This window comes from Neptunomonas japonica DSM 18939 (assembly GCF_000422765.1).
GTDB lineage: Bacteria > Pseudomonadota > Gammaproteobacteria > Pseudomonadales > Balneatricaceae > Neptunomonas > Neptunomonas japonica.
In genome coordinates, this window is record NZ_AUGR01000014.1 from 14542 (window position 1) to 32139 (window position 17598).

The following is a 17598-nucleotide window of genomic DNA, read 5'->3' on the forward strand; positions in this document are numbered from 1 at the left end:
GGTTATAGATATGCTATATTAGCGCCTGTTATCGGGGCGTTGGCCTAACAGTAGTACTTAGGCCTGACTGAGAGTGTACCCGTCGAACCTGATCCAGTTAATACTGGCGTAGGGAATAAAGGAAAAAATGAAAAGACTATTCTCGTTACTCGCAGCCTGCGGGCTGGCAACATCGGCACATGCTGCAGATCTTACCGTGTATACCTATGACTCTTTTGTTTCTGAGTGGGGACCTGGTCCTCAACTGGAAGCGGCATTTGAAGAGTCTTGTCAGTGTGATCTAGCATTTATTGCAGTCGATGATGGCGTTAGTATTTTAAACCGTCTGCGAATCGAGAAAGACAAAACCAAGGCAGATGTTCTACTTGGTTTGGATGATTCACTCACAGAAGTCACTCGCCGTGAATCGCTTGTACAACCACATGGCATAGCGCTGAATGGATTAAAACCCGAGCTGCAATGGCAGGATCAGGACTTTATTCCCTACGATTATGGCTTTTTCTCTTTTGTTTATAATACAAACAAAGTCGAGCAGCCGGCTACTTCATTAAAAGCATTAATCGATTCAGACGCATCAGTGATTTATCAAGATCCACGCACCAGCACTCCAGGGCAAGGGCTAATGCTGTGGGTCAAAGCTGTTTATGGTGATGACTCTGCCAACGCTTGGAAGCAACTCGCATCACATACGGTGACCGTCACCAAAGGCTGGTGGGAAGCCTACAGCATGTTTCTTGAAGGTGATGCGGACTATGTTCTAAGTTACAACACTTCTCCCGCCTATCATGTAGTTACTGAAGAAAAAACACACTACAAGGCAGCCGCTTTTTCCGAAGGGCATGTTGCACAAATAGAAGTGGCCGCCATTTCAAAGTATGCAAAAAATCCTGAGCTCGCCAAGCAGTTCCTTAGCTTTCTTATTTCACCTCAAGCGCAATCCATAATTCCAACGGCTAACTGGATGCTTCCGGTTGTCGATAATGTTGAATTGCCTGAGATTTTTGATGAACTAATTCAACCAAAACGTATCGGATTTACGCCAAAGCAGATAGCAAAACAGCGTAAATCATGGATTCGTGAATGGCGCTCTACTGCTAACTGATGCGTTTATATTGGTTGGCTTATGCGGCTATTTTCGCACTTACTGTTCTGTCTTTTTATGGACTGATCAATTTTGGTGACGAAGGGCTTGATACCTCGCTTCTGCAGGATAGCTATTTTTATGCAATCTTGGGCTTTACATTAAAGCAGGCGTTACTCAGTGCTTTGTTCTCTGTAGGGATAGCTATACCGATTGCACGCGCTCTGTATTTTTTGCCAGCGCTGCGTTTTAAAAAACTGTTCCTAACGTTTTGTTTGCTCTGTTTTGTCACTCCCACACTCATTGTTATTACCGGCCTAGTTGCGCTACTAGGTCGCTCAGGGCTTCTTACTCCATCACTGAATACCGCATTAAGTAGCTTTTCCGAAAGTACCTGGAACCTGTACGGATTATCGGGCATTTTGATTGCTCATATTTTTATGAACATGCCACTTGCCGTTAGAATTATCTATCTACAACTACAAACAATCCCCGATAACAGCTGGAAACTCGCCAGCCAACTAAAGCTAAGTAAACGCCAGTGTTTTCGCATTGTTGAATGGCCGGTTCTAAAAAGCAGCAGTGTTTTATTACTCTGCTTTATCTTTGTACTTTGCTTTAACAGTTTTGCTGTTGTTCTCGCACTGGGTGGCGGCCCTCAATCGACAACCTTAGAAGTTGCCATTTATCAGGCGCTTAAATACGACTTTAATATCCCTGAAGCACTGACGTTAGCCTGGACACAACTCATAGTAGCCGGCGGGCTTTATTGGCTCATTACTCGATCCGGCGGTGTCTCGTGGCAAAGTATAGAATCTAGCCAATATAACTGGCGCCCCAACCAAAGCTCTAGTGCACGCTTTTGGTTTTCCTCACTTTATGGATCTGCATGGCTTGTACTACTTTTGCCTTACCTGTCGTTGCTACCCGGTTTATTCGACAGCGATCTATCCAGCAAAGATCTTAAAGCCATAGGCCGCTCAGCACTTATCAGTATTAGCTTAGCCGCTATCGCAGCATGCTTAGCAATGGCACTGGCTTTCGCCCTGCTTCGCCCTATCCGCCAAGCCGCGTTAAAGGCTCAAAGCAAACGCGTTTGGCTATATGAAAGCCTAGCAACACACGCCTTAGTTGCCCCCGCTATGGTGCTTTCGGTAGGTCTATTTGTTTACCTACTACCGCGCATTGACCTCGACCGCTGGGGCATTATCTTTGTTGTACTGTTAAACACCGCTCTGGTTATCCCTTTTGCTGTTCAAAAGCTCAAACCTAGATTGCTGCAGTTTGATCAACAATATGATCGCTTAGCACGCTCACTCAAGCTAACACAGCAAACGCGGTGGAAAATTGAATGGCCATTTATCAAAGAGATCTACCTAGCAACGATGGGTTTAGTTCTAGTTCTTGCAATGGGAGATGTGGCTATTTTCTCTATTTTTGGCAGCACTGATTGGACCACCCTACCCTGGCTAATTTACGGTTACGCAAGCAGCTATCGAATCGCCGAAGCCAGTGCCGCATCATTTTTGTTACTGACACTTTGCGCTCTTTTTCTATTTTTTCTGGAAAAGCTTTCTTCGCGAAGCACTGTTAGCAAACAGCCTATAGAACCTAGCCAAGCGTATAAAGGCGAAACTCATGCTTAATATACAAAACCTTCTCCTTGAATTAGACGGCTGGCCGTTGCGTTATAATATGCAGATTAAGGCAGGCGAAATAGTCGCTATACAAGGTGTAAGCGGCGTTGGAAAAACCACCTTACTCAACTTAATTGGCGGGTATCAAACACCTAATAGCGGCAGTATTGAATGGAACCAGGAAGCACTAAACCGCTTATCCGTTGAAGAGCGCCCAGTCAGCATTCTATTTCAAGACCATAACCTCTTTGAGCATATCAGCGTTATGGAGAACCTCTGTCTTGGCTTTAAAGAGCAAGCTCCTTTAGCTACGATAAAAAATGCCACAAACTATTTAGAAGTTTCACAGCACCTTGATAAAAAACCTGCGACTCTTTCCGGCGGACAACGCCAGCGTATCGCACTAATCCGAACTTTATTACGTCCTGAGCCCATTGTATTACTAGATGAGCCCTTCGCAGAACTCGACCCTATAACGCGCAAGAAAGCAGCCCTATGGTGTAAAGAACAAGCCAAATCTACTGGAAAAACGGTATTACTGGTTACACATCAAGACGAAGACGTAGAGCGGATGGCAGATAGGCGCATTGTGCTTTCTTAGTATTCAAAAAACGTTTAGCACGTACTACAAATAAAAAAGCACCTAAAAGCACAACGTTCTAGGTGCCTAATAACCGCAAAACTTTATATAGAGCTTTGCACTTTCCAGTGTACCGTTTTACCCGCAAAGAACGGCACAATCGGTTTACCGTCAGGTAGGATTATTTCTGAAGGAATAATCCAGTCTTCACGCACTAGCGTTAATGTACCGCTGTTACGCTGCAGTCCATAAAAATCCGCACCAAAGTGGCTAGCAAAACCTTCTAACTTATCTAATGCATCTAGCTCTTCAAATACATGAGCATATAACTCAATTGCACTCCACGCGCTGTAGCAACCGGCACAGCCACATGCGTTTTCTTTCGCTTCCTTTGCATGTGGCGCAGAATCTGTTCCTAAAAAGAATTTAGGCGAGCCTGTTTTTACAACATCACGTAATGCTTGCTGATGCGTATTACGCTTTAGTACTGGCAAACAGAAATTATGCGGTCGCACCCCGCCAACTAATAAATCATTACGATTTAACAGCAAATGCTGCGGAGTAATCGTGGCGGCAACATTATCTGATGCACCTAAAACAAACTGAGCTGCATCAGAAGTCGTTATGTGCTCAAAAACTACTTTTAAGTTTGGAAAGCGCTCAACAATATGCACCATTTTCTGATCAATAAATTCTTTTTCACGATCAAAAATATCAATATGGTGATCCGTTACTTCACCATGCACTAGTAGTAACATTCCTTGCTCTTGCATTACTTCAAACACAGGATACAGCGCTTCCAGCTGACTAACCGCGGCAGATGAGTTCGTCGTAGCCCCTGCAGGATACATTTTAGCCGCTACAGCACCGGCAGCTTTCGCAGCAATAATGTCCTCACCTGATGTTTGGTTAGTAAGGAAAAGAGTCATTAACGGCTCAAATTTACTTCCCTCAGGACGTGCCGCCAAAATGCGCTGCTGGTAGCCTACTAGCGCCTCAGCATTAATAACTGGCGGAACCAAGTTAGGCATAACAATTGCCCGATGAAAACAACGAGCGGTTGCTGCTACTGTTTCAGGCAACATATCTCCATCACGAAGATGTAGGTGCCAGTCGTCCGGAGTTTGTATCGTTAACGTTGTCATACCTTACCTGCTCATTGATTCGACTTAATATTAAATTATACCGCACATTACATACATGATGGAGGCATCTATACATAAGACTTTGAGGCAACCCAAGCCAATTAAACGTGTTAGATAGATGAAATTCAGGTAGTATTCAGTTTTATAATGCGGAAGCGGATATCCGCTAGCTACACAAGGAATTTACGTGAGAAACATCCTTATCATCAGCCAGAATGTAGTCGGCAATCAGACGATTCAGGATATCCTATGCGACTACAGTGTCACTATTCACGAGCACTTTAACCCTACAGATTTAACTACTGATACTGCGATGGTAATTGTAGACTCATCTGTACTTGAAAGCAGTCTCGAGCTGATTAAACAATGTAATAGCAGTCACTTAAAAATACCTACTTTTTTTCTCTCAACAGATACTATTGATAATATTAGATTAACTGTTCAAGATGCCGGATTTTCAGATTTCGTACAGGCGCCTCTGCAACCATCGACAACTCTCTCCAAGTTAAAAACACACATTAACTTAGCGGAAATGGTTCGCTCCTTCGACACAAAAGTTACTGTGCCCGATACTCACGAGAACGATCTACTCGCTGCACAAGATGCTGCTATTTTATGTCTTGCCGCTGTCGCTAGAGTACGCGATCACTCAACAGGTAATCATATTCTTCGTACACAGCACTATGTAAAAGCTTTAGCCGAACATTTACGCTACCACCCTGATTATGCACACGAACTTGATAATGATGAGACGATAGAGGTTTTTTATAAAACAGCCTCGCTGCACGACATAGGAAAAGTAGGGGTTCCGGATGCTATTTTGCAAAAACCGGGAAAACTTGACCCTGATGAATATGAAGTCATGAAGAGACACCCTATTCATGGTTTTAATGCTATCCGTACAGCAGAGCATTTACTTACCAGAGAACTAAAAGGCAAAGCGGCCAGCTTTATTAAAATTGCTCAGCAAGTAACACTAAGCCATCATGAAAAATGGGATGGAAGCGGCTACCCTCAAGGCTTAAAAAACAACGAAATCCCTATTGTCGCTCGCTTAATGGCAGTTGCCGATGTTTACGATGCTATTATTTCTAAACGCCCCTATAAAAAGGCGCTTGAACACTGCACAGCAAGCTCCATTATTCAAAAGGGCCGCGGCAGCTTCTTCGATCCCAATGTTGTAGATGCCTTTTTGGATTTAGAAGATACTTTTGACAAAATATCTTACATCCTAGAAGACTATTTTCCTTCCAAGTCCGACTTCTCTTTGCATTCCTGCGATGAACTGATGTTCTAAGTATTAAAAAAGCCCGCTATTAGCGGGCTTTTTATCAATACATAAACACTTATACTTCTTGGCTACGCAAGTAATCGTCATATGTGCCGCGAAAATCAACAATACCTGTTGGCGTTAATTCCAGAATACGCGTCGCCAATGAAGAAACAAACTCACGGTCATGGCTCACAAAAATCAAGGTGCCTGGGTAGTTTTCAAGCGCCAAGTTTAATGACTCAATTGATTCCATATCCAAATGGTTCGTTGGCTCATCCATTAACATGACATTTGGACGTGTCAACATCAGCTTACCGAAAAGCATACGCCCCTGCTCACCACCGGAGATAACCTTTACAGACTTGTTAATCTCTTTTTGTGAAAACAACAAGCGGCCTAATGTACCACGGATAACTTGCTCATCATCACCTTCCTGACTCCAATCGCCCATCCAATCAATCAAAGATTTCTCTTCTTTAAAATCTGATGAATGATCCTGAGCGTAGTAACCAAGCTGCGAATTTTCTGACCACTTAATCTCACCTGCGGTTGGCTCCAAATCACCAACAAGACATCTCAACAAGGAGGTTTTACCAATACCGTTTGGCCCAATAATAGCAATACGCTCACCGACCTCAATCATCAAATCAAGGTTTTTAAACAGCTCACTATCAAAGCTTTTAGATAGTCCTTCTACTTCTACAGCTAAACGGTGTAATTTTTTATCCTGCTCAAAACGAATAAATGGGTTTTGGCGACTTGAAGGCTTAACTTCTTCAAGTTGGATTTTATCAATCTGCTTGGCACGGGAAGTTGCCTGCTTCGATTTAGATGCGTTAGCAGAGAAACGACTAACAAATGATTTAAGGTCCGAGATTTGTGCTTTTTTCTTGGCATTATCAGACAACAAACGTTCACGCGCTTGAGTTGCTGCCGTCATATATTCATCGTAAGAGCCAGGGTATAAACGCAGTGTTCCATAATCCAAATCCGCCATGTGAGTACATACACTGTTCAAAAAGTGACGGTCATGGGAAATAATAATCATGGTGCAGTTACGTTCATTCAACACCTCTTCCAACCAGCGAATAGTGTTAATATCCAAGTTGTTGGTTGGCTCATCGAGCAACATAATATCCGGCTCAGAAAACAACACTTGAGCCAACAATACTCGCAACTTCCAACCCGGAGCAACCTCACTCATTAAACCATAATGCTGCTCAATAGGAATATCTACACCTAGCAACAACTCACCCGCACGCGATTCTGCTGTATAACCATCCATCTCAGCAAATTCAGATTCCAACTCACCTGCGCGCATACCATCTTCTTCGCTCATATCAGGGTTTGCATAAATCGCATCACGCTCTGATTTAACCTTCCATAGCTCTTGGTGCCCCATGATGACAGTGTCAATAACGCTGTATTCTTCATAAGCGAACTGGTCTTGAGAAAGTTTACCGATACGCTCACCCGGCTCTTTAGAAACAGTTCCTGATGACGGCTCTAAGTCGTTACCCAGAATTTTCATAAAGGTGGATTTACCGCAACCATTGGCACCAATTAAACCGTAGCGGTTACCTTCGCCAAACTTTACAGAAATGTCTTCAAAAAGAGGCTTAGCGCCAAATTGTATGGTGATGTTAGCGGTTGTAAGCAATGTTCTATTCCGAGTTCAAAAAAGATAAAAAGACCGGCCTCGACGTATTCACGAAGGGCTCGAAACGCAGATGAAAAGTTGAATCTATTATGCCATAAATAGCGCTCTGGCAAAAACCATTCCAGGCTTTCTAAAGTACCTAAAGCGTAGAACGATTAGACACTCAAAATTTAGATATTAAAAAAGGGCGAAATCGTTAGATTTCACCCTTTTTGTAATTCCTTCAAGAGGAATTAAGGAGTGATTTACTCAGTAATAGAGTAAATCAACGCAGCTCTATTTATAGAGGTACGATGTTTTCAGCTTGAGGACCTTTCTGACCCTGAGTAACTGTGAACTCAACTTTCTGGCCTTCAGCCAAAGTTTTGAAACCAGAGCTGTTGATAGCGCTGAAGTGAGCGAAAACGTCTGGACCAGATTCTTGCTCGATAAAGCCAAAACCTTTAGATTCGTTGAACCATTTTACTGTACCAGTAGTAGTAGACATATTAGTATCCTATTAAATCAAGAGTAATTAAAACCTTAAAAATTAAGGCGGGTTTTGCTGGAAGTGTTGCTATTACTTATGAAAACAGGACGTAAATTTAAAAATCTAACATCGAATTGGCATGCATAAATATAGGACGTACTTTCAAGCTGCAATCATTATATACCCCTCTACGGCGCTGTCAACTTATATCCAACAAGTATTTTATCTATGCCCAATATGCACTCATACCCGAGCACTACAGTCAGATATTTCCTTTAAAAAGAAACAATTGGATATATTTCCATCCAATCATTTCTGATGAGCATAAAGACTCTTTATTAACCAAAATGGCTCAGCCAGCGTTGCGCCAAATCTTTGCGCAAATTCGTAGGTAACTGCACAATTTTATTTTCTACTGGGTTTGTACATAGATAATTAATGGCCGCCACCACCTCCCCTTGCACTAAATAAATATAAGGCCCTACCTCTGCATTGTGAATAAAGTTAATTGCATCCCCTCTATTAGCTAAATGAAAATACTGACCCAGCCGCTCATAACGTGAAACATGATCAGTGATCCGGCTTACTGAAAAATTACTGCTGGCTTGCACCAAATCCAACTCATCATCTGAGGAGGTAACTGAGAAGATAAAAGCACCATTTTTTACTCGATTAAAGTCATGATTATTGAGCGACTGGTTTCCCGTTGCACAAAAAATAACATCGCTTGTTTGCAGCGCTTCTTCTTTGTTTATCAGGTCAAACCCACGAGAGCGTGCCTCAATTGCACGAATCGGGTCTATCTCAACCACCTTTGTATTAATATTTTTAGCATGTAGTGCCTTAGCTATTGAGCGCCCAATTTTCCCGTAACCAAATACCACCGCAGTTCCACCGTTCATAATGTGATGACACTCCCGCATCAGCGCCTCAGCAGAATATACAATGGATTGGCCCGTTAAGTAATCTTCTGGGCCTTTTAGAGGGCTTCTCGCTAATGAAACAACAGGAACTGGAAGCTCAGGTAACGCTGCATAGCGTTGATGGCCATTTTCTGTCACTTCAACTACACCCTTAAGGCGGGATTTAAGGCGCGGAATTAACTCCGGCAAAGAGGTGGCAAAATACCCTCCGATATCAACCAACACTAACTCATCACTTGGTACAAAGTCATTGAGGATAGCAGCCATCACTTCCACAGACGCTATTTGCGGACGGCTTTTAATAACAACCTGAAAGCGTTTTTCGACCTGCTCTAATGTTGCTCGGCAAATACTCTTTGGCTTAGGAAGTATCATTGCCAAAGTTCCCATACCCTGCAAACAATCCAAGTATATTTGAGGGTTATCTAGCAAATGAGTTACAACAACCAAATGCAATTCTGGTTTATTTTCTGGTTGTATATCTTCAAAAAAATGTGCGCCCTTGATAAACAGCGGATTCATAGCTGTACTCCTTTTAAGCACGTTAAGAATGAGTTCCGTTGTTTGTGTAGAAGATTGGCGGCAGAAGTACAAATGTTTGTTTTCGCAGACACTAGTAACTAGCTCGTAATGTGATTCACACAATCAACCATGTGCTAATCACATTTCAACAGATCGTTTAGCTAATAGGTTCTTCTCATGACTTTTTCAGAATAAGTTTCTACAGAGCATTATTTTTACTTCAGCGCGGTCATATAATCTTTAAAAAACTCAATAAAAGCAGCAACTTGCAAGGGTAAATATTGCCGACTAGGGTAAACCATTTGTAAACCTACTTCATCTTGATCAGTCACTTGAAAGCCTTTAACACTACTATCTAATAAGGTGACTAACGTGCCACGCTCGATATCGTTTTTTATATCCCACCAAGACTTTAAAGCAATACCTGCACCAGCAAGAGCCCACTCACGGATAACACCACCATCATTACTCATCTGCGCCGTGTGAACCTTTACCAAGTAATTCCCTTCTGGTTGAGTAAAGCGCCATTCGTTCAATGGTTCACCTAAACGCTCCATCACTAAACAACGATGTTGCAGCAGCTCTTCAGGGGTTTGCGGGGTACCGTTACGACGCAAATACTCAGGCGCAGCGCACAGCACTCGATGGTTTTCAATTAACTGTCGCACAACCAGGTTGCTGTCAGGTAAATTACCAAAGCGAACACCCAAGTCGAAGCCTTGGTTTACTAAATTAACAATACCGTCTGCTAAATATAAATAAGGTTGTACGTCCTTATGCTCTTCAACAAATTTTGCCAGAGCCGGGGCCACATATTGGCGACCAAAGTCCGATGGCGCAGTCACTCTTAACACTCCACAGAAGCTCGTTCTCCCTTGTTGTAGGCGTATCTCGAGAGTTTCCATTTCAGCAAGCACACGCAGGCTCGCTTCATAGAAATGCTGCCCTGCTGAGGTAAGCGTAATACTGCGTGTGGTACGGTGAAGCAACCGGGTTCCATAGCGACCTTCCAAGGCTTTAATGCGTGCCGTCATGCTCGCAGCTGATATCCCTAACTGCCTTCCTGCAACCGCTAACCCGCCTTCTTTGACAACCCTAACAAAGAGCGCCATATCATCAGTTTTATTCATATTATTCATTTTTTCTAAATAATGTTTTAACAAATTAACCAATTATCAAAATAAAAACCAACACTTATAGTCCGCCTAGACCTTAATAAACAGCAAATAGGAGGCCTGTCATGAAACATGACCATATATTGCTACGCGTTCAAGACCTTCACAAAATGGTTCAGTTTTTCACTGAAATACTGAAACTTAAAGAAGGTGCTCGCCCTGCATTTTCATTCCCAGGGGCCTGGCTATATAGCGATAATCAGCCATTAATTCACCTAGCCCTTAACGATGAAGGGCTTGATAGCTCGACACATAGAGCACAAGAGCAATACCTCGGAAAGCGCAGCGCTACATCACAGCAAGGAATCGTCGACCATATTGCTTTTCAAGGAGACGACTATACCTCCTTAATTTCACGTCTAAAAAATAGCGCTACCGCTTACTTTGAGCGTAGCGTTCCCGTTTCTGGGGAGCATCAGATTTTCGTTACGGGACCAGAAGGCTTACTTCTTGAGATTCTTTTCAACCAAGACAAATCAGCAATTAAAACACCTTTGACTAATACTTCTCATTAACACCTAGCACTTTATTTGGAGATAACATGAAAACCAGCGCTTTATTTACACCACACCAAATAGGCTCTATTAGTATTACTAATCGGGTATTAATGGCCCCGATGACACGCTCACGAACAGCTCAGCCCGGTGATATTCCAACTGACCTAATGGCTGATTACTACGCTCAACGTGCCGGTGCAGGTTTAATTATTAGTGAAGCCACGCAAATATCGGCACAAGGAAAGGGGTACTCATTTACCCCAGGGATTTATACAAAACAGCAGATATCAGGCTGGCAAAAAGTCACTCGTAAGGTCCATGCAGCTCAGGGGAAAATTTTCTCACAGCTTTGGCATGTTGGAAGGATGTCACATGCAGTGTTTCATGAGGACGACCTACCAGTTGCCCCTTCTGCTATTGCTCCTGATGCACAGGTTTGGATTGTTGGAGAAGACGGTGAAGGCAGAATGCTTGATTGTCCAACACCTAGGGAGCTTGAATATGCAGAAATCAAATCGATTGTTAAGAATTATCAGCAGGCGGCAAAAAATGCGATGCTAGCGGGGTTTGATGGTGTCGAAATCCATGGTGCTAACGGCTACTTAATTGATCAATTTTTACGACGCAGCTCTAATCATCGAGATGATAAATTTGGCGGTAGCATTGATAATCGCATGCGTTTTGCCATTGATGTAGTTGAAACCGTTTGCACTGCAATCGGCGCTGATAAAGTCGGCATTCGCTTAGCACCTTTTATTACTCAGCGCGGGATGCAAGATGATGAGATTACGGATACCATCCTTGCCGTTGCAAAAAAGCTCAATAAACTCGGTGTTGCCTACATTCATTTATCTGAAGCCGATTGGGAGGAAGCACCTGTCGTTCCCGAGAAGTTTCGCCACGATTTACGAGCAGCTTTTAGTGGAACTATCATAGTAGCGGGAAACTATACGGCTGAATCTGGCGCTAACCTAATAGAACAAGGGTTAGCAGACGCTGTGGCTTTTGGACGTAAGTTTATTGCCAATCCAGATTTGCCAGCACGTTTTGCTAATAATTGGCCATTAGATGATATATCGGATAACGACACATTATTTGGTGGCAATGAGAAGGGTTATACCGACTATACGAATTATATGGCGGCCAATGTATAACACCCTAAAAGCAGACGCAGCAACTTGATAGATATCAAAGGGGAAAAGGGAGCTTTCCTCTACTATCAAACATCGATTAAGGAGCCCCTCATGACCTCGCTAACCCTGCCTAATTTGGCACCATCTCGGTTGCTAAAATCATTACCAACCCCTAGCTTCGCCAAGGTTATTCAATTTACAGAACCCAAAGTCCCCTTTTCCATCAGAAAAAAAGTGGCGGAGCAATTATTAAACTATCTATTCAAAGAGCAGCTTCAAGATAACGAGTTCTATTTTCTAGAAGGGCAGGAACTAGGCTTAGAGGTACGCGACCTAAACATTCAGATTGCTTTTACATGCCAGAACGAGAAGCTCATCGTGCTACCAGCTCACCAACCTGATGCATGGGTTAGAGGAGATGCCGCAGATTTAATTCAGATGGCCTCTCAAGAAGCTGATCCTGATACTTTGTTTTTCCAACGCAGATTAGTGATCGAGGGCAACACCGAGCTAGGCTTAGCCATTAAAAACTTAATGGACAGCGTTGACTGGAGTGAGATGCCAGCGTTGTTCCAACGTAGTATTCAATTAGCACAACGCTCAATAAAGTAACCTGCACAGAATAAGCTGGATGTAATATTTCAGCTTATTCCTGTGAGTTTAATCGTGCTAGCAAGCAGACTCATCTATCCACTTCATGCCTGGCTCCCCATACCAGTAACCATTACATTGCGACTGATTCAACAGAGAAATGCTCGTTGATGAAGGTTCGTGTAAATGCTTTGCAAAGCGCTGTACGACCTCAGCCATGCCTTCCCGTTGCGGGCTTAGCCGTACTATATCAACGCCTATATCGCGCATCCGCTGCAATTCATTTTCAAGATTATAATGCTCGCCCGATAATGTCTGAATGCCATTAATGACAAACAATCCATCCTGCTCTTGCGATTTCATCACGATACCATCGGGATATTCAATACAGCAAAAATTGCAGTTATCTTTAGGAAGGTTCTTAAAGCGCGCGGTAAAGCAACGTGCGGCATAAGCCAGCGGCAAACAGCCATAAGCAAACACCTCTGTTTCCAGTTCGGGTAAGCTGCCATCATCACTCGCTTGCTGTAATAACTCTTCGAGCGTTTTTGCCCCTAACTCCACCGGCATGACCCAACGGCGCATTCCACTGCTATAGAGTTGTTTCAACACCGGTAAATTGTAAACATTAATAGAAGGGCCTGTAACGAAAGGAATACCCTGCTGGCTTAGCAGCTGCACGGCAGCCATATCATTAGCCTCGACCATTAAGTCGCCATTTGTACAAATGCGCCTTAGCATTTTTAACTCAGACTCGGCCTCCAATAAAGCCAATGTAGAGAGCACCACTGTTTTGCCACATTGTGATAACTCCTGCGCCAACCCCAGCCAATCAGAAAGTTTTAATTCACGCCGTTTAGAACATACTGTTTCACCTAAATAGATCGTATCTACTGGTTGATCTGCCATTTCAGCATAGAAATTAAAAACATCTTGTTTTGGCCAAAAATACAAATTAGGCCCCAGTGAAAGCGTCATTGTCTTATCTAATTTTCGGCTCTCTTGCTGGTGCTCTTGCTTAACAAACTGATTCATCATGCTGTCTCCTGTCACTGCCAGCTGCGGTGGTAAGCACCAATGGTCGTTGTTGAACCTTCAGAGAGCTCTAATAAGCCGTTATTCCACTCGGGGTTAATATCAAAGTAATCAGGGTTACGTGCGGCCGTATCTAGCGCTTCCCGCCAGATACGTACAACCTTGGCAACATAAGCGGGGCTTCTTTGGCGACCCTCAATTTTCAACGCCTTAATACCCATACGTGTTAACTCAGGAATTAAATTCAAGGTATTTAAACTTGTAGGCTCTTCCATCGCGTGATAAATCGCCCCTTCTACCTCAAAGCGGCCTTTGCATAACGTTGGATATCCGGCTTTTTCATCTTTTTTATATCGATCAATCAACACATCGTTTAAGCGAGATTCAAGGCCTGATGCAGTCTCCTGCCAACGCACAGCTTTTGCCGGTGAGCACGCACCGCAAGTATTAGGAGATTCATCAGTAATATACGAAGAAAGATAACAGCGCCCCTCTACCATGATACAAAGGCTACCAAAGGCAAAGACTTCTAATTCCACTGGGCTATGCTGCGCTAAATGCTCAACTTGAGCTAATGACAACACACGCGGTAATACGGCTCGCTTAATACCAAACTGCTGTTGATAATAAGCCAGTGCTTCATAGTTAGTCGCCGAGCCTTGCACAGAGAGATGCAAGTTAAGAGCCGAGTGCGTATCAGAGGCGTAGCCTAACACCCCCATATCAGCTGCTATTAAAGCGTCAACGCCCATATCAGCCGCCAGATCAACAGCGCCTTGCCAGGCTTTCCAACCAGAAGGCTGTGGATAGGTATTAACCGCACACAACACTTTAACACCATGGTTACGCGCATAGTCTATGCCTTTCTCAGCCTTTTTGCGGTCAAAATTAAGACCGGCAAAATGGCGAGCATTAGTCGCATCTTTAAAACCGAAATAGACAGCACTGGCGCCATTATCAACCGCCGCTTTTAAGGCAGGATAACTTCCCGCAGGACAAACCAACTCCACGATAGCATCTCCAACATGTTTCAGAGACGCTAGCCTAACAATGGCAATAGGAGATGTACTTGATAGTCATCAAGCTGAAAAGCAGAGGGGTTACTGGCAATAGAGCTTATTTATTTAAGCGTTTTGATGCTCAGAATCGATGTATTCGATGGATTGCATTTCAACTAAACGACTATGCGTACGCTTAAACTCAAAGCTAAGTGACCCACCGCTATAGAGGTATTCCAGCGGTACATCTGCAGACAGATACAGGTTTACTCGACGATCATAAAGCTCATCGACCAAGCTAATAAAGCGCCTGGCGGGATCATCTTGTCGGGCATAAGAGAGCTTTCGCTCACCGGTTTCAGTTGTTTCAAAGCTTCCGTCTTCAGTACCACGCGCTTTAATCCAGCCCCGACACTCTCCACCCAAAAGAGGAATATCACTTACCAGAATACTGCTAAAGCGACTCGCCAGCTCGATGTAATCCAATTGTGAACGAGGCCCATTACAGAGCGCATCAAAACTAAACCACACAACATGAGAACTTAACTTGACCACACCAATAGGCCTCTTACACACCAACAAGGCCTGTGTCGATTGAATACCTTCCTGATAACCCTCTTGAATAACCGATGATGTAGCTACTTGCTCTGCTAGCGGCTCTACTAATTGCTCAAACAAGGTTTTAAATTGAGCATCTGATGACAAAAAATAGGTCTGCTGATGCTGTAAATGGCGAAGCCGATGATCTTCATCTCCATTTAGGTGAATCTCTTGAGTATGCTTTAGCAATAATTGAATCGCAGGCTCAAACCGTTGTCGCTGCAAACCATTCCAGTACAAACGCTCGATAGGAATATTTGATGTAGCAACTAACGTTAATCCGTTTTCAAAAAGGGCTGTAAACAACCGCCCCAGGATCATTGCATCACCTATATCCGAAACAAAAAACTCATCAAAGCAAAGTACATTACATTCTTTTGCTAAGCGCTTGGCGATCAACGTTAAAGGATCGGCATGCCCAGATTCAGCATTTAGCTCTTTATGGATACGTGCCATAAATCGATGAAAGTGCAAACGTAATTTGCGCTCATCAGGCAAGCTTTCATAAAAAAGATCCATCAAAAAAGTCTTGCCACGGCCAACATCTCCCCAAAGATATAGCCCTTTAATAGGCTCTTTCGTAGAGTGCAGTTTTCCTTTCCACCCGGATGCTGGCTGCTGTAGCTGCCTATAAAGAAGGTCCAATTGCTCAACGGCTTGCTGTTGCGCTGGGTCAACCACATAACCTTGTTGTTCAAGCTGTTTATGATAGCGTTCGAGGGGTGCTAGCATCAGGGATGATGTCCGTTTATCAGGGACCGCTATGGTAATAGATTTCAAAAATAAAAGAAGCCTGCCAATATGACTGGCAGGCTGTAAGTACTAGGCTATTTAGGGACAACCTCATAGCCAAACAGTGCTTTGGTTTCGAGGAACTCTTCTAGTCCATATGCACCCCACTCACGACCAATACCCGACTGTTTATAACCGCCAAAGGGTGCTTTAGAATCAGCCACCGCGCCATTAATATGTACCATTCCTGTACGTAAACGAGCGGCAACAGAACGAGCCCTGTCTGCATCTGCAGACCAAACACTACCTGACAAGCCATACGGAGAATCATTGGCAATAGCAACTGCTTCAGCCTCATCTTTATAAGCAATAATACTCAGAACTGGCCCAAACACCTCTTCACGAGCAATGCTCATATCATTAGTTACATGAGAAAAAATGGTCGGTTTCACATAATAACCACGCTCTAAACCTTCAGGCTTTCCTGGGCCTCCGCATACTAACTGCGCGCCCTCTGATACTCCTTTGTTAATCAGCTCTTGAATTTTTCCCCATTGAATATCGCTGACAACAGGACCAATGGTTGTTGCACTATCGTTTGGGTCACCAGCAATGATTGACGCGCCGGTACGACGAGCAATCTCAATGGTTTCATCCAACTTATCCGTTGGAACTAACATACGTGTTAGGGCATTACAGGACTGCCCGCTATTACTCATAACACTTTTAACACCGCGGCTAACGGCTTTATCCAAGTCTGCATCATCTAAAATAATATTGGCTGACTTGCCTCCTAGCTCTAATGACACTCGTTTAACTGTTTCGGCAGCCGCTTTTGATACCAAGGTACCGGCGCGTGTTGAACCCGTAAAAGAGACCATATCGACATCAGCATGATGAGTGAGAGCTGTTCCCACACCGACGCCATCACCATCGACTAGGTTAAAGACGCCAGCAGGCACTCCTGCTTCGTGCATAATGTCTGCAAAAATATGCGCTGATAATGGTGCAACTTCGCTCGGCTTTAATACCATTGTGCATCCTGTTGCCAATGCCGGTGCAACTTTACAAGCGATCTGGTTAAGCGGCCAATTCCACGGCGTAATTAGTGCACACACACCTATAGGTTCTTTCACCACATTCGTCGTGCCGAGCATTTCACTAAATTGATAATCTTTAAGTACTTTTAAGGCAACAAAGAAGTGCCCTAGTCCAGCAGCCACTTGCGCTTTACGTGCTAATTGATCAGGAGCGCCCATCTCACTAGTAATCGCTTCAGCCAATGCGTCGCTATGCTTTTTATACACACTAATAATATTTTCTAATAGCGCGATGCGCTCTTCTCGGCTGGTTTGGCTGAAAGCAGGAAAGGCTTGGTGAGCCGCCGCTACTGCGACATCAACATCATCATGATTACCTAGCCGAATATTGGCAATTGGCTCTTCTGTTGCGGGGTTTATAACCGATAACGTTGCTTGGCCCTGCGGTTCAAGCCATTGACCATCAATGTAGAATTTCTGTAAATCACGCATACAAAAGCCTGCCCT

General features: G+C 43.7%; 16 protein-coding genes and 1 riboswitch. Of the genes, 7 read left to right on the plus strand and 9 right to left on the minus strand.

What is annotated here, in order from left to right; translation table 11 throughout:
• Positions 1-22: 22 nt before the first annotated feature.
• A riboswitch (TPP riboswitch) is annotated at positions 23-132 on the plus strand.
• The 3 genes from thiB (at position 128) to G511_RS0109600 (ending at position 3319) form a co-directional block, all read left to right on the plus strand.
• A complete protein-coding gene (thiB, locus tag G511_RS0109590; protein ID WP_028469440.1) occupies positions 128-1102 on the plus strand; it encodes a thiamine ABC transporter substrate binding subunit in 975 nt (324 codons plus the stop codon). It overlaps the preceding riboswitch by 5 nt.
• Positions 1102-2727: an ABC transporter permease subunit gene (locus tag G511_RS22400; protein WP_051221818.1), complete on the plus strand. Its 1626-nt coding sequence runs from the start codon at positions 1102-1104 to the stop codon at positions 2725-2727. The genes thiB and G511_RS22400 overlap by 1 nt, the downstream gene beginning before the upstream one ends.
• Positions 2720-3319: an ATP-binding cassette domain-containing protein gene (locus tag G511_RS0109600; RefSeq protein WP_028469441.1), complete on the plus strand. Its 600-nt coding sequence runs from the start codon at positions 2720-2722 to the stop codon at positions 3317-3319. Before G511_RS22400 ends, G511_RS0109600 begins: the two co-directional genes overlap by 8 nt.
• A gap of 83 nt (positions 3320-3402) precedes the next feature.
• Here G511_RS0109600 and pyrC read toward each other — a convergent pair whose 3' ends face one another.
• Positions 3403-4443 carry a dihydroorotase gene (gene pyrC, locus G511_RS0109605; RefSeq protein WP_028469442.1) on the minus strand — a complete coding sequence of 347 codons (1041 nt, stop codon included), beginning with the start codon at positions 4441-4443 and terminating at the stop codon, positions 3403-3405.
• A 187-nt stretch (positions 4444-4630) separates the two neighbouring features.
• Between pyrC and G511_RS22405 the strand changes: the two genes are divergently transcribed.
• On the plus strand, positions 4631-5740 hold the full coding sequence (locus G511_RS22405; RefSeq protein WP_051221820.1) for an HD-GYP domain-containing protein: 1110 nt from the start codon (positions 4631-4633) through the stop codon (positions 5738-5740).
• A gap of 49 nt (positions 5741-5789) precedes the next feature.
• On the opposite strand, the gene G511_RS0109615 is transcribed toward G511_RS22405, so the two are convergent.
• From G511_RS0109615 to G511_RS0109630, 4 genes are all read right to left on the minus strand, one after another.
• Entirely contained in the window at positions 5790-7376 is a 1587-nt protein-coding gene (locus tag G511_RS0109615) for an ABC-F family ATPase (protein ID WP_028469443.1), read from the minus strand.
• 280 nt (positions 7377-7656) lie between these two features.
• Complete coding sequence (locus tag G511_RS0109620; RefSeq protein ID WP_028469444.1) at positions 7657-7863, minus strand: cold-shock protein; 207 nt, start codon at positions 7861-7863, stop codon at positions 7657-7659.
• A gap of 320 nt (positions 7864-8183) precedes the next feature.
• Positions 8184-9290, minus strand: coding sequence for an adenosylhomocysteinase (locus G511_RS22410; protein WP_051221822.1), 1107 nt, complete (start codon positions 9288-9290; stop codon positions 8184-8186).
• 215 nt (positions 9291-9505) lie between these two features.
• The gene (locus tag G511_RS0109630; protein ID WP_028469445.1) at positions 9506-10420 is read right to left on the minus strand and encodes a LysR family transcriptional regulator; all 915 of its coding nucleotides are present in this window, start codon (positions 10418-10420) and stop codon (positions 9506-9508) included.
• 110 nt (positions 10421-10530) lie between these two features.
• Between G511_RS0109630 and G511_RS0109635 the strand changes: the two genes are divergently transcribed.
• The 3 genes from G511_RS0109635 to ubiT all read left to right on the plus strand — a co-directional run bounded on the left by G511_RS0109635 (position 10531) and on the right by ubiT (position 12707).
• The gene (locus G511_RS0109635; RefSeq protein ID WP_028469446.1) at positions 10531-10980 is read left to right on the plus strand and encodes a VOC family protein; all 450 of its coding nucleotides are present in this window, start codon (positions 10531-10533) and stop codon (positions 10978-10980) included.
• 26 nt (positions 10981-11006) lie between these two features.
• Positions 11007-12116 (plus strand): alkene reductase, encoded by a 1110-nt coding sequence (locus G511_RS0109640; RefSeq protein ID WP_028469447.1) that lies wholly within the window; start codon positions 11007-11009, stop codon positions 12114-12116.
• Positions 12117-12206: 90 nt separating this feature from the next.
• Positions 12207-12707 carry a ubiquinone anaerobic biosynthesis accessory factor UbiT gene (ubiT, locus tag G511_RS22415; protein WP_051221823.1) on the plus strand — a complete coding sequence of 167 codons (501 nt, stop codon included), beginning with the start codon at positions 12207-12209 and terminating at the stop codon, positions 12705-12707.
• A gap of 57 nt (positions 12708-12764) precedes the next feature.
• On the opposite strand, the gene G511_RS0109650 is transcribed toward ubiT, so the two are convergent.
• The 4 genes from G511_RS0109650 to G511_RS0109665 all read right to left on the minus strand — a co-directional run bounded on the left by G511_RS0109650 (position 12765) and on the right by G511_RS0109665 (position 17583).
• Entirely contained in the window at positions 12765-13724 is a 960-nt protein-coding gene (locus tag G511_RS0109650) for a U32 family peptidase (protein ID WP_084629064.1), read from the minus strand.
• Positions 13725-13735: 11 nt separating this feature from the next.
• Positions 13736-14731, minus strand: a complete 996-nt coding sequence (gene ubiU / locus G511_RS0109655; RefSeq protein ID WP_028469449.1) for a ubiquinone anaerobic biosynthesis protein UbiU — start codon at positions 14729-14731, stop codon at positions 13736-13738.
• A 114-nt stretch (positions 14732-14845) separates the two neighbouring features.
• The gene (gene zapE, locus G511_RS0109660; protein WP_028469450.1) at positions 14846-16051 is read right to left on the minus strand and encodes a cell division protein ZapE; all 1206 of its coding nucleotides are present in this window, start codon (positions 16049-16051) and stop codon (positions 14846-14848) included.
• A 95-nt stretch (positions 16052-16146) separates the two neighbouring features.
• Positions 16147-17583 carry an aldehyde dehydrogenase family protein gene (locus G511_RS0109665; RefSeq protein ID WP_028469451.1) on the minus strand — a complete coding sequence of 479 codons (1437 nt, stop codon included), beginning with the start codon at positions 17581-17583 and terminating at the stop codon, positions 16147-16149.
• Between the last annotated feature and the right edge of the window lie 15 nt (positions 17584-17598).